The sequence below is a fragment of the Arsukibacterium sp. genome, assembly GCF_033722355.1.
Classification (GTDB): Bacteria; Pseudomonadota; Gammaproteobacteria; order Enterobacterales; family Alteromonadaceae; genus Alishewanella.
Map to the genome: position 1 here is coordinate 1 of NZ_JAWVZF010000017.1, position 13,813 is coordinate 13,813.

11 protein-coding genes are annotated in these 13,813 nt (G+C 49.7%); 2 read left to right on the forward strand and 9 right to left on the reverse strand.

The features are described 5' to 3' along the window. Positions 1 to 99: 99 nt before the first annotated feature. The 8 genes from R3177_RS03490 to fabB all read right to left on the reverse strand — a co-directional run bounded on the left by R3177_RS03490 (position 100) and on the right by fabB (position 10,313). The gene (locus R3177_RS03490; protein ID WP_318969651.1) at positions 100 to 747 is read right to left on the reverse strand and encodes an SPOR domain-containing protein; all 648 of its coding nucleotides are present in this window, start codon (positions 745 to 747) and stop codon (positions 100 to 102) included. Continuing rightward, the gene (gene folC / locus R3177_RS03495; protein WP_318969652.1) at positions 744 to 2,033 is read right to left on the reverse strand and encodes a bifunctional tetrahydrofolate synthase/dihydrofolate synthase; all 1,290 of its coding nucleotides are present in this window, start codon (positions 2,031 to 2,033) and stop codon (positions 744 to 746) included. Before folC ends, R3177_RS03490 begins: the two co-directional genes overlap by 4 nt. A 6-nt stretch (positions 2,034 to 2,039) precedes the next feature. Continuing rightward, a complete protein-coding gene (gene accD / locus R3177_RS03500) occupies positions 2,040 to 2,912 on the reverse strand; it encodes an acetyl-CoA carboxylase, carboxyltransferase subunit beta (RefSeq protein ID WP_318969653.1) in 873 nt (290 codons plus the stop codon). 142 nt (positions 2,913 to 3,054) lie between these two features. Continuing rightward, the gene (gene truA, locus R3177_RS03505; RefSeq protein ID WP_318969654.1) at positions 3,055 to 3,834 is read right to left on the reverse strand and encodes a tRNA pseudouridine(38-40) synthase TruA; all 780 of its coding nucleotides are present in this window, start codon (positions 3,832 to 3,834) and stop codon (positions 3,055 to 3,057) included. 84 nt (positions 3,835 to 3,918) lie between these two features. Continuing rightward, positions 3,919 to 6,618, reverse strand: a complete 2,700-nt coding sequence (locus R3177_RS03510; protein ID WP_318969655.1) for a FimV/HubP family polar landmark protein — start codon at positions 6,616 to 6,618, stop codon at positions 3,919 to 3,921. A gap of 218 nt (positions 6,619 to 6,836) precedes the next feature. Beyond that, positions 6,837 to 7,856: an aspartate-semialdehyde dehydrogenase gene (locus R3177_RS03515; RefSeq protein ID WP_318969656.1), complete on the reverse strand. Its 1,020-nt coding sequence runs from the start codon at positions 7,854 to 7,856 to the stop codon at positions 6,837 to 6,839. A 14-nt stretch (positions 7,857 to 7,870) separates the two neighbouring features. Next, complete coding sequence (locus R3177_RS03520; RefSeq protein WP_318969657.1) at positions 7,871 to 8,983, reverse strand: 4-phosphoerythronate dehydrogenase; 1,113 nt, start codon at positions 8,981 to 8,983, stop codon at positions 7,871 to 7,873. Positions 8,984 to 9,098: 115 nt separating this feature from the next. Continuing rightward, the gene (gene fabB / locus R3177_RS03525) at positions 9,099 to 10,313 is read right to left on the reverse strand and encodes a beta-ketoacyl-ACP synthase I (protein ID WP_318969658.1); all 1,215 of its coding nucleotides are present in this window, start codon (positions 10,311 to 10,313) and stop codon (positions 9,099 to 9,101) included. Positions 10,314 to 10,480: 167 nt separating this feature from the next. Between fabB and mnmC the strand changes: the two genes are divergently transcribed. Both mnmC and R3177_RS03535 read left to right on the forward strand, forming a co-directional pair. After that, a complete protein-coding gene (gene mnmC / locus R3177_RS03530; RefSeq protein ID WP_318969659.1) occupies positions 10,481 to 12,382 on the forward strand; it encodes a bifunctional tRNA (5-methylaminomethyl-2-thiouridine)(34)-methyltransferase MnmD/FAD-dependent 5-carboxymethylaminomethyl-2-thiouridine(34) oxidoreductase MnmC in 1,902 nt (633 codons plus the stop codon). A 128-nt stretch (positions 12,383 to 12,510) separates the two neighbouring features. Next, on the forward strand, positions 12,511 to 12,840 hold the full coding sequence (locus R3177_RS03535) for a hypothetical protein (RefSeq protein ID WP_318969660.1): 330 nt from the start codon (positions 12,511 to 12,513) through the stop codon (positions 12,838 to 12,840). Between the two features lie 47 nt (positions 12,841 to 12,887). Here R3177_RS03535 and R3177_RS03540 read toward each other — a convergent pair whose 3' ends face one another. Beyond that, positions 12,888 to 13,772 carry a flagellar protein MotY gene (locus tag R3177_RS03540; RefSeq protein ID WP_318969661.1) on the reverse strand — a complete coding sequence of 295 codons (885 nt, stop codon included), beginning with the start codon at positions 13,770 to 13,772 and terminating at the stop codon, positions 12,888 to 12,890. Positions 13,773 to 13,813 lie beyond the last annotated feature (41 nt).

Here is a 13,813-nt window from a genome sequence, read left to right on the forward strand (position 1 = left end):
AAGGCAATAATTGCCAATATAACAAAATCAACCCAAACCATTTGCTACCAAAGGATGCCTGATGACGGCGCGCATTCTATCAAACCGGTTCGGGCTTGGCTAATTATTTTCAGTCACCTGATAGCGGCTTACCACCAACCGCGCTATTCCTGTTAATTCCTGCAGTTTTTCAACCTGTTGCTCAAGGCGGGCTTTTCGAAGCTCCGGCCCTACTATTACACTGGTTAATTGCTGGCCATTACTATTGACAATATCACGGGTAAAAGTCACGTAACCTTCCTGTCGCAACTTCGCCACCAGTGCATTGGCATTTTGCGGATTACTAAAACTGCCGACACGTACCACCCAGGCGTCCTCTTCAGGCGCAGTATAGGTCGGGCCTTTATTGTCTTTTAGTGCAATAGTTGCCGGAGCCGTGTTTTGTGAATTAATAGTTACCTGAGCATAAGCCTCAGAGGGCAAATCAGTTGTGTCAGACGCACTGGCAGCCTGATTCTGGGCAGCATCAGTATCAAGCGCTATTTCGTTAACAGGCGTCTGAGCAGCACCACTGCTGGCGCTGTCAAATGCTGCCTGATCAAACGGTTCTGCCTGTTGCACCCCCTGAAACTCAGGGCGGTCCGGAATGACTTTAAAGTCATCTTTTACCACTTGTTTTTCGCCATCAAGTAAATCAGGCAGAAAAATGATACCGGCTAGTATCAGTATCGTGGCACCGAGTAATCTGTGCTTAAATCCAGCAGTCATGTCGTCTCCTGATAGTAGCTTGCCAGCACTGCAGACACTGTGACAAAAGATCCAAAAATAATCAGTAAATCATCATCCTGCAACTTTGATAATAGCTTGCTAAATGCTGTTGTCACGTCGTGATACTGCTGGTAATCGGGCTGAACAGAGGCTGCGGACACCAGGGCGGCCGATAATTGCGCCGCTGAAGCGCCCCGGCTACCTGGCAGGCTGCTAAGATGCCACTGATCAATGACAGAGGTCAAGGGCGCTAACGCCTGCACCATATCCTTATCTTTCAACATGCCCGCTAACGCCACAACTTTACCATAACGAGGCTTCAGTGCTGATAATTGTGTCGCCAGATAACGGGCCGACTGCGGATTGTGAGCGACATCGACGATAATTGCCGGACGGTGTTGTAAAAACTGCATACGGCCAGCCAATGTGATCCCCGTTAGGATCTGATTTAACAACGCATGCTCAGGTAATAACGACAAATGTTTAAGTACGGCCAGACTGGTTGCAACATTCTGTACAGGCAGTGAAGGTAAAGGCAAGCCCTGATAGGCCACTGCGCCGCACTGCCAGTCCCAGCCATCAGTATTCACCTGATAAAAGTAGTCCTGGTTTATAATCAATGCCGGGCATGCCAGCGTGCTGACCATCGCTCTGACAGAGGCAGGCGGTAATAATTCACCGATCACAACCGGTTTAGCCTGCCGGAACACGCCGGCCTTTTCCCTGCCTATGGATTCTCTGTCGTTACCAAGCCAGTCCTGATGGTCTAAATCCACCGTCGTCAAAACACTGATATCAGGGTTGACAATATTGGTGGCATCCAGCCTGCCACCCAGTCCCACTTCAATCAGACAAAAATCAACCGGTTGACGTTTAAGAATTGCAAAGGCTGCCAGCGTTGTAAACTCAAAGTAGGTCAGCGCTATCTCATGCCGAAGCGCTTCTATCTGGGCCAGCGCATCAACCCATAAAGCATCCGTAACGTCATGGTTATTCAGCCGCAACCGCTCATTAAAGCGCAATAAATGTGGCGAACTGTATACGCCGACGCTAAATCCCTGAGCCAGCAATAGCTGCTCCAGCGTCCTGGCCGTAGACCCTTTACCATTAGTGCCTGCGATCAGAATAACCTTACCGGGTAGCTTGGCTAGATCAGCCCGTGCCGCAACCTTTTTTACCCGTTCCAGGCCAAGCTCAATTTTATCAATTGGGTGGCTTTGTTCAATATAACAAAGCCAATCGGCCAGGGTCTGGCACGATTGGCTTGACAGTGATATAGCTGACATAACTTCCTAAGCAGCGTCGTGCCCGGATACCGGTGCCGGCAACTGCATAAACTTGGCAACAAGGCGGGCAATTGTATCGCGCATTTTCCGCCGGTCAACAATCAGATCAATGGCGCCATGCTCCAGTAAGAATTCACTACGCTGGAACCCTTCTGGCAGCTTCTCCCGTACTGTTTGCTCAATAACTCTAGGTCCGGCAAAGCCAATCAACGCTTTAGGTTCACCAATATTAATATCGCCAAGCATCGCCAAACTGGCTGATACCCCACCCATTGTAGGGTCTGTTAATACTGAAATATACGGTAAGCCCTGTTCACTGAGTTTGGCCAGCGCAGCTGACGTTTTCGCCATCTGCATTAAAGAAAACAGCGCTTCCTGCATTCGGGCACCACCACTGGCTGAAAAGCAGACAAAAGGCACTTTGTGAGTCAGGGCGTATTCTACCCCGGCTACAAACTTAGCACCGACTACCGATGCCATTGACCCCCCCATAAACTCAAATTCAAATGATGCAGCAACCATTGGCATGCCATGCAAGGTACCGTGCATAACAATCATCGCATCTTTTTCATTTGTCTGCTTCTGGGCTGCAGTAATCCGGTCTTTATAACGTTTGCTGTCTTTAAATTTCAGCAGATCCTGCGGTTCAAGTTCTGCAGCAATTTCAGTGGTGGAGTGGCTGTCAAAAAAATGGGTTAGTCGGGTACGGGCATTAACCCGCATATGGTGGTCACATTTTGGGCAGACACCTAAATTGCGATCCAGATCGGCTTTATATAACACAGCATCACACGAGCTGCATTTTGTCCAGACGCCCTCGGGAATATTACGGCGCGCCGAGGTAGAGGTTCTGGGCAGGATTTTTTCTAACCAACTCATAATACATTCCTATCAACAGGTATCAGACGTTATACCTAATAGTAGACAAAATACGTCAAAAAACGCCGAAATAAAACTAAACGGGCGCTATTAAAGCACAAACAACGGCATCCGGAATATAAAAAACTGGTCTTAGCAGCCATTATAAGAATAACGGCCCTGGTGCGGCTTTAGGAATAGCAAACTGTTCCGGGTAATCCACGTCGACCAGATAAAGGCCGCCTGGTTTCGCTGTTGCTGCGGCCAGAGTACGGTTACGACTTTGCAGCAACTCACCAAGCCAGTAGACAGGTTTACGCCCCATACCAATTTCCAGCAAACTACCGGTAATATTGCGTACCATATGATGTAAAAAGGCATTGGCTTTAATATCCAATATAAGATAGTCCCCCACCCGGCTTAACTGCAGATGGTGAACATTACGAAACGGTGTTTTTGACTGACATTGGACAGCGCGAAATGCACTGAAGTCATGCTCGCCAAGCAATACCGGGGCAGCTTGCTGCATCAATCCGATATCCAGCGGCTGATGATAGTGACTAAGGCCGGAGCGCAAGATTGCCGGCCGGTATTTCTTATTGCAAATGATATAACGATAGCGTCTGGCGGTAGCACTGAACCGGGCATGAAAATCCTCTGCAACAGGCTTAGCCCAGCGCACAGCGATCTGATCTGGCAACTGACTATTAGTCCCCATAATCCATGCTTTCTCATCGCGCACCGCTTCGGTATCAAAATGAATAACCTGACCGGTTGCATGTACTCCGGCATCTGTTCGTCCGGCACAAAAAACCTCAACCGGGCTATTGGCAACTTTTGTCAGGGCGGTTTCTAATTCCTGTTGCACACTGTTAACTTCACGCTGGCGCTGCCAGCCGAAAAAGCCAGTGCCATCATATTCAATACCTAAAGCTACTCGCATGGGGGGCCCTCTTAAAAACCGTTGCGATTATAACGCAGAGCAGTGCTGAGCGCAGCCCGGCATTCGTCCGGGCGGGCCAATAATTTACTCTGCCTTCTGTTGCAGGGCTTTCGCTTCGGTTTTTATATGCTCAGGGGCGTCTGAATCGAGCACCTCGGTAATAATCTGGCCGGCACTTTCCCGGTCATCTATTTCGATATAAGCCCGTATCAGATCAAGTTTTGCTGCAAAACCATTATCTTCGGTATCAACATCTTTCGGATTATCATTGCCAATCACATCTGCAAATTCATCCAGGCCTACGTCAACATTCAGCTGCTCGAACCGGCCATCATCTTGCTGCATCTGCTCACTGCTGGCGAGTAAGTTGTCAATTTCAACAAAATCTGCATCAGATAACGCGATGGTCTCCTCTTCCAGCGGTGCAGCACTGAACACGGCATCAACATCCAGACTGAGGTCTTCACTGTCACTGGCAGTAGTTTGTGCCATCGCTTCTAACTCAGTCAGCAAATTATCAAACTGACTGTCGTCAAGTTTCGCCAGCGTCTGATCGGCGTCCTGATCGGCGGCAGAAATATCAACGGTGACAGCATCCTCATCATGTAGCTGTTCCTCATCAATAAAATCTTCATCGCCCAATTCAAGCTCAGGGTAGCTATCGAGCATCTTGCTTGGGTTTTCCACTGATAATGCAGCTTCGGATGGCTTGGCTACCGAGTCATCGTCGCTGCTCTGTAAATCCGGGCCCTCATTTTCAGCGGTAACATCACTATCATCAGCCAGCTCATCACCCGCAGCTTCTGTAAGAGTATCCGGGGCAGTCAGTTCTTCAGCGATGCTTCCTCCCAGCTGAGGCTCCACTGCTTCGACCTGCTGGAGCAACTCATCGAGTTCCGCACTGAGTAATTCTGATGCCTTATCGTCTTCGGCGGCAGGACTGGCGCTGGTCTGGCCGCCCCCCTCCAGTGCTAACGCCTCGGCAAATGCATCAAGCTCAGTACGATCAAAGCTCTCATCCTCGATCAGGCTGACAATCTGGTTGTCCGTTAATTCGTCATCGCTGCTGTCGCTGCTGAAGTGTTCATTAACGAGCGGCTCGCTGCTGTTGTCAGTCTCCACCAGAATATGTTCAACATCGCTCTCGTCAAGCGTCAGCTCATGATCTGAGTCAATATTGTCGTCATCATGACCTGGCGGCACATCAGATACTGATACAACATCGTCAGTTTCATCCAGCATGTCCAGCTCAATTTCTTCCAATAAATCATCATCAGCGGAGACATCTTCAACCGGCTGATATTCTGAAGTAGCAGGCGTTTCTGTCAGCTCTGCCAGATCAGATGACGCCATCTCGCTTTCATCAAGATCAATGATTTCTTCATCAGCCTCAACTGCAGTAAGTTGCTCTGAATCAGCTGCTAACGGCCCGGTACCAGCGAAATCACTATCGAGATCTGTGGCATCGGGTTCCTCATCCAGCGCAATAATAGCGTCGTCCTCATCTTCTGCTGACAGCAACGCATTTAAATCACTGTCTGACAAAATATTATCAGCATCAAATTCCGCTTTGCCAGGCTCACTGCTGAGCTCAGCAGGGTCAAGCATATCGTCAGACAAAGCATCGTCTGTCGCCGCTGCATTACCGGCTCCTTTTGCTGTTAAACTGTCATCGTCCAGCAAAATGTCATCATCAAGCAACGCATCATCGTCCAGCAGGGCGTCATCATCAAAATCAGGTAAACTGTCGTCAAGGACATCCGTGCCCGCAAAATCACCACTGTCATTAAACGCATCGTCCAGCAGACTTTCGTCTATTTCGAATAAGGCACTATCTTCCAAATCGTTGTTGTCATCAAGTGGTGGCAACGGTGACTTATAATCGGCTGGTGGTGCTGTGGTGTTGTTCACCGCCATCACCGCGGCTTCCGTTTGCTGACCGCGGCGTTTTAACCATAGCACCACACCCAACAGAATGAGCAGCGCCGGAATGGACGCTGCCAGCACCCAAATCAGCGGATTGTTTAACAGTTCGCTGCTCTGCTCCCGTTCAGCCGCTAATACTTTGGCCGCTTCGGCCTCTTGTTGTTGCTGGGCTTGTTGCGCAGCCAAAATGTCGGCTTGCTGCTGCAATACGGTATTTAATTGTTGCTGCAGGGTACTGTCTTCTCCCAATTGCTGCTGCAGGGCCAGTAATTCGGTCTGTACCTGTGATAACGTCGCTTTTAGCTGATTATTCTCACGGGCAATCGCTTCTATCATCAGCAATGAATTGCCAAACTGATCTTTTAACTCAGTAAGCTGCTGCAGCTGCTCTGCAGAAATAGCGGGGGTTGCTGTTTGCTGACTGACAGGTTGCTGACTGGCGATATTCTGCGTTGCCGCCTGGCTTCTTGCCGCCCAGGCTTTGTCATCAGAGTCTGACTTGGCCCGTGCAATATTATTATCAATTGCCCTGATCTCCCGCAGATTGGGCAACTGCAATGTTGCCCCCGGGCGCAAATGATTCAGATTGCCGTCAATAAATGATTCTGGGTTTTTCAGGTATATCGCATACATTACCTGATAGGTAGTGACATCAGCGTCGGCCGGTTTTACCCGCTCAGCAATGCGCCAAAGGGTATCCGTTGCGTTAAGCGGCCCTAACTGGCGCTGCATAAGCGCGGTATCAGTATTTTTGGGCCCCCGCAGTGGTGTTGATACCGGCTCATCAGCCAGCGCAACGCCCGTCAGCAGCGTCGAAAAATTGACAACCAATAATAAAGACAACAGACGAAGTGGCATTACCTTTCCTTACCCGGGCAACAAAAGCTGATTCAGGCTTATTTCAGCATAACGGTATCAATGATGAAAACATATGCAAACACTGTTCCAATATTATCAGAGTAACCATTAGACAGCAGCAGTAAGCAAAATATAAATCAGTAGTGGTATTGTTACCAGCATAAACCTTAACTGGAAAAAAGGCTCCCGCAGGAGCCCCATATCAGCAACCAAGTTAATTACAGATAATCACGGATAAGATGTTCAGCAATCTGAATGCTGTTTGTTGCCGCGCCTTTGCGGATATTATCCGCTACGACCCACAGGTTCAGGCCGTTTTCATAAGAGAGGTCCTGCCGGACCCGGCCGACAAATACTTCGTCCTTGCCGGTTGCACTGCAAACCTGAGTCGGAAAATCAGCATTATCGTCCAGCAGTACCACCCCCGGTGCATCCGCCAGCAATGCTTTAGCCTGTTCAACGGTTAGCGGCATCCGGGTTTCAATATGGACAGCTTCAGCATGGCCGTAGAACACCGGCACCCGCACCGCAGTGGCATTTACCGCAATAGTGCTGTCCGCAAAAATTTTCTGGGTTTCCCAATGCATTTTCATTTCTTCTTTGGTATAGCCGTTATCCAGAAACACATCAATCTGCGGTATCACATTAAAGGCAATCTGCCGGGCAAACTGGCCGTCCCCTTGCAGGGGCCGGCCATTCATTAACTGTGCTGTTTCACTGGCAAGCGCATCCAATGCTGCCTGGCCCGCACCGCTTACCGACTGGTAGGTTGCGACATTAATCCGGCTTATTCCCACCGCATCATAAATGGGCTTTAATGCCACCAACATCTGAATAGTGGAACAATTCGGGTTGGCAATAATGTTTCGGTTGCGAAAATCGGCGATAGCCTGAGCATTTACTTCAGGCACAACCAGTGGGACATCGGCGTCATAGCGAAAATGTGAGGTGTTATCAATTACCACACAGCCCGCCTCGGCTGCTTTAGGGGCATAAATAGCAGAAACACTGCCACCGGCCGAAAACAACCCGATTTGCACCTGACTCCAGTCAAAGTTATCGGCGTCAAGCACTGTTATTTTTTTGCCTTTAAAGGTAACAGTACCTCCGGCAGAACGGCTACTGGCCAGCGGAAAAAGTTGATTGACCGGAAAATCACGCTGCTCCAGAATTTCTATTAAATGCTGTCCAACTAATCCGGTTGCGCCCAAAATTGCTACATTGTATTGCGATGCCATGCCTGAACCCCTTATTACTGACTTGTAAAGCCTAACTGCGTCATCCAATCCGGTACTTTACCGCCTAAAAGCTGCACCGAGCTGAACTCACGTCGCGGCGGATAAGACTTTCGCAGCCAGTCAAACCCTTCTCGCTGGATATGAAAACGGAATAACGCATCATCCCGACGCACATCATATAACATTCGTGCCAAATTTTGGACATCCGGAAGCCCAAAATTATCAGATATCTGTACCTTTTCCACGGCGGGTCTGGCCAGTAAATCAGCCAGCTGACGCAGCGGCTGCTGATTTAGCAGTGTGCAAAGCTGCTGATACAACATCTCGGTACCGCGCGCCTTACCTTCAATACTGTGACCGGCTATGTGTGCCGTCGCAATATCCAGATAAGGCAATAATGCCTGCAGAATTTCCGGCTCATGCTCCCAGACATCCAGCACCACAGGACGGGGCCGGTGGGTCAGTGCCTGGAGCAGTGCCTCATTATCAATTACCGCACCGCGTGATGCGTTAATCAGCGCACAACCGGGTTTGAGCAGTGCCAGCGCCTCTGCATCTAATAAATGCCAGCTGGGGGCGGGGCCAGTTAACACCATCGGTGTATGGAAACTGATAATATCAGCCTGTGTGCACAGTGCTCTAAAAGGCGTGTGGGTAAAATCGGGCTCAGCCGCGGCCCTCGGTGGATCACATAGCAACAGCTTAATACCCAGCGCTGCTGCGGCCTCTGCCAGGCGTTGCCCGATATGTCCGACTCCGACAATACCCAGCGTTTTGCCGCTCAGCTGCCACTGATACTTTTCTGCCAGAGCCCAGATAGCACTTAATACATATTCCACCACGGACTGGGCATTGCAGCCGGGCGCAGAACTAAAACTGATATTGCGTCCGGCCAGATAGCCCTGATCAATATGCTCCGTACCGATAGTTGCCGTACCGACATACCGCAACGCCGTATTCTGTGCCAGTAAAGCCTGATTAACCTGCGTTACTGACCGGACCAACAGCACTTCTGCATCAGCAACGTCAGTCGCGCTCACAGTACGACCGTTGAACAACTTTACCTGTCCTAACTGTTCAAAAAATTCAGCGACCAGAGGCATATTTTCATCAGCGTATATTTTCATTTATTTTTCTTCTGTAAAACTTTTTGGCTGTTGCGCTAACCGTGGCGCAGTCTAGCAAAAAAACAAAAGCCAGGCGCACTTTCGCCTGGCTTTTTACTGATAACTACGGCCGTACCTAGGAAGGGTAACGCTGCATGACCAAAGTGGCATTAGTACCACCAAAGCCGAAACTATTCGACATAATGGTGTTAAGTGTTGCCTCTTTGGTGTGGGTCACGATATTCAGGCCTGCAGCCGCTTCATCCAGTTTGCTGATATTAATGGAGGGGGCAATAAAATTATGTTTCATCATCAACAATGAATAGATGGCTTCATGCACGCCAGCTGCGCCAAGCGCATGGCCTGTCATTGCCTTGGTTGCACTGATAGCCGGTGACTTGCCGGCAAACACTTGCTGAATGGCTGCCAGTTCTTTCACATCACCGACTGGTGTACTGGTACCGTGAGTATTCACGTAATCAACCGGCCCCGCTACACCCTGCATCGCCATTTCCATACAACGCACAGCACCCTCGCCACTGGGTGCGACCATGTCATAACCATCAGATGTGGCACCATATCCCACTATCTCAGCATAAATAGTTGCACCTCGGGCCAGCGCATGCTCCAGCTCTTCGACAACAACGATACCGCCACCACCACTGATTACAAAACCATCCCGCTCGGCATCATAGGTGCGCGATGCCAGCTCAGGTGTCTCATTATACCGGCTGGATAACGCGCCCATTGCGTCAAACTCCATAGCCAGTGTCCAGTGTACCTCTTCACCGCCGCCGGCAAAAACAACGTCTTGCTTGCCGAGCTGGATGAGCTCCATTGCATGACCGATACAGTGGGCACTGGTAGCACAGGCTGAGCTGATAGAGTAGTTAACTCCTTTAATTTTAAACGGGGTTGCCAGGCAGGCTGAACAGGTGCTGGACATAGTTTTGGGCACTGCATAAGGTCCAACCCGTTTTACTCCTTTTTCCCGCAGGGTGTCAGCAGCTTCAATCTGTGTCTTAGACGAAGCGCCGCCGGAACCGACTACCAGCCCGACCCGCGGATCTGAGATTTGCTCGGCAGTTAAACCGGCATCGGCCATCGCTTCCTGCATTGCAATATAAGCGTAAGCCGCAGCGTCGCCCATAAAACGCATCGCTTTGCGGTCAATATGTTCTGCCGGGTTCATCTTGATATTACCCCAGACCTGCGAGCGTAAGCCAAATTCAACGAACTCTTCTGATGCAGTAATACCTGACCGGCCTGCCTTAAGTGATTCCAGCACTTCTGCCTGATTATTGCCTATACTCGAAACAATACCTATGCCAGTGATTACAGCTCTTTTCATGCTAACTCCCATGTCTGCGCGGCGGCAGAGAAAAAAAATTTGGTGACGGCTTATTGTACGGACTTTGCAGTTAAAACTGGTCAGCTTTCAGCGTACAGTTGTACTCTTTTTTAATTTTGCGTCAGCTTCAGGTAAACTACAAGCCGATTTTCCTGTCGGATCCAAAGATGCAGTCGCTGAACAACGCCAATATTTACTTTAACCAACAGGGTACGCCGGTTGCTACTGATTTTGACGACATTTATTTTTCAAATGACGGGGGATTGGCAGAAACTGAATACGTTTTCCTTAAACAAAACGGCTTGCCTGAACGCTGGCAGCAGAGCAGCAGCCCTTTTTTTCATATTATAGAAACCGGCTTTGGCACAGGTGCAAATTTTTTAATGAGCTGGCAGCGCTTCAGACAGTTCCGTGAACAACAGCCTGATGCCCCCTGCCGCAAATTGTATTTTTCCAGCTTTGAGAAATATCCGCTAACGTTGAGCGATCTTACCAGAGCATTACAAACGCATACTGTGCTTAGCGATTTATGCCAGCAATTACTGGCTTACTATCCACCGGCTATTCCCGGCTGCCACAGGCTGGTTTTTGATAACGGTAGTGTTACGCTGGATCTATGGCTTGGGGATGTGAACGAGCTTCTTCCGCAACTGCCTGAAAGTAATCAGGCGGATGCATTTTTCCTCGATGGTTTCGCCCCGGGGAAAAACCCTGACATGTGGCAGCCCAACTTATTTGAACAAATGGCCCGGCTCAGTCATCAGCGAACCACTGTTGCGACATTCAGTTGTGCCGGGCTGGTAAAGCATGGCTTGCAACAACATAATTTTTTGATAAAAAAAGTGAAAGGCTTTGGTCGCAAACGGGAAATGTTGACAGCCAGCTATATCCCGGCTTTGCCTGCCACTGATCCAGAACCAGCTCGGGGCGTTAATGGCAAAGTTGCTATTATCGGTGGTGGTATTGCCTCAGTCTGCCTGGCGTTGCAGCTGGTTAAAAAAGGCGTTAACACTGAGCTGATTTGTGCGGATCCTGACGTAGCACAGGGGGCATCCCACAATTTACAGGGGGCTGTCTATCCAAATCTGCACCCGACCCCCACGTTGGCGAGTCTGTTACATTGTCAGGCATTTTACTTCGCCCGCAATTTTTATCAGCAATTGTCAGCAAAAGGTCTGTCATTCGCCCTGCAGTGGTGTGGGGTACTGCACCTGGCTTCTAACCCGGAGTTAGCACAGCGACAGCAAAAGCTGACAGCGTTGGCAAACTGGCCGGTATCCCTGGTCTATCCGGTCAGTGCTGAGCAGGCATCAAATCTGGCTGGCGTAACGCTTCGTCATAGCGGCATTTTTTTGCCGCAAGCTGGCTGGTTGAGCCCGCAACAATTTTGCCAGGCTGCGCTGACATCGTTGCAGCAGTCAGGCCGCTTTGAGGTTAAGTTTAATAAAAAAGTCTGTGGCATAACGCCTGGCATCACAGGCGCTGAGCCCTGGCAACTGCAGTTTGCTGACCACTCACCCGATGCCCTCTACAGCAGCGTGGTGCTTGCCAATGGTGCTGATATTACTGAATTTGCTGTCAGTCAGCACTTGCCGGTTAACCGGGTTCGCGGCCAGGTAAGCCATGTTGAAAGCCCCCAAATGCAGCCGCTGAAGACTGTGCTCTGTCACAAAGGCTATATCACTCCGGCGCTTAACGGTTGTCATGCTGTCGGCGCTACGTTTGACCGGGTCGCCCGCACCGCTTACACCAGCGATGCGGACAACCAGGAAAATCTTGCTCTTGTTAACAGCCAGCTGCAACAGCCGTCCTGGTTTGCTGATGCCAGAGTCAGTGCAGCCCGGGCAGCGTTTCGGGCAACAGTACCGGATCATTTACCTATCATGGGTGCGGCTGCAGAGTATGACGGCTTGTACATGCTAGGCGGGCTTGGGGCCCGCGGCATTTTGCTGGCGCCTTTGCTGGCAGAGACACTGGCCTGTCAGCTGGCCGGTCAACCACTGCCACTTAGCACCGTATTTCTAAGATGCCTGGCACCAGATCGTTTCAAAAAAATTGCAAAGGACTGAAAAATAGCTGATATATTTGGCTAAGCTGCCTACAATTATTGGCGATGTCGGGTGGTAATTACTGGTCAAGCTCTGCGGAAATTTGCTATGGTTATGCCGTACTATCGCGCTGCACAAAAGGACACATAATGCGTTATTCAGTTTTGTTAATGGCTTGCACTCTGTTTGCTGCTGTATCCCTCAGTGTGAAAGCCAATAATTTTTATCAGGTTCCGCTAACCGCTGATGCAAAAGAGTTTGCCAGACTTGAAAACAAACTGCCCGCAGTACTCAGTTATTTCAGCAGGTTGTCAGTCGCAGAATTACAGGATTTCTACCGGCAGCAACTGGGCGAACCCGACAACAGCATGGTAGTGCATGGCCGCGTCAATCTGTATTACCAGCTAAACCAGCAACAAGTCAGAATACTGATTTCTGAACAGAATGACTGGCGGCAAATAGATATCATGGTGCAGTGATGACCAGATGCGCCAGGTTGGCTGATGGCGCTGAGCTTTGTTTTTTGCTACGGTCTGGCCATCTGTAACACCACCCGCCGGTTGGTGGCGCGTCCCAGACTGGTGTCATTTGGCGCCACATGACGTCGCTCACCAAAGCCCTCCACCTGCACTTTTTCGTCGGCAACCCCGGCTTCTGCCAAATACTGCTTTATTTTTTCTGCCCGCTGCACAGACAACTGTTCATTCATCCAACGTCCGCCATAACTATCGGTATATCCCTGCAGCTCTATCGTTTCTATTTTGGGGTCATAGCGCAGGTACTCAGCAATCTGTTTCAACCGTCGCTCCGACTCCCGGGTCAGCTGATCGCTACCCGATTCGTAACTTAATACCGTAAAGGCTATATCTTCAAAACTATAGGGCAACAGCCTTGCAATACACTCGGTAAAAGCATGATAACCCGGTGGAAACTGCACCGGATTAAGTTTAGCGGCAACATGATCGTATGGACTGTACCAATCCGCGAAATAAAAGGTTGGACTGTAGCCCTGCTCTAACTCAGTCAGCAGTGTCCAGGCAAGCTTTTTTGGTAATTCACCATTAAACTGTTTTAATAATTCCATGCTGGCGACGTTTTTGCCCGGCTCTCCGGCACGCCAGGCTGGGGGCATAGACAGCACTTCCGCCAATCCATAAGTATCTGGCATTCTCAGCATTCTCAGTTCGAACTCCAGGTTAAGTGCCTTACTGGCCTCGCTTTTAAATACAGCATTACCAAAATTCGGAATAGTGTGTTCTAACTGGCACAGCAGTGGCGTTTGCTGGGTAAGTTGCCAGGTAGACTGTTCAATGCTGGCAGAATATTGACGCAATTGCTGTGAGACCGCATAGCTATTGCCACTGACCAGAACACCGGCTAACGATATGAATATTAAAGCATAATTATGCATTTACTTTGCCCTGCCACAAAATTACAAATAATTTAACCCGG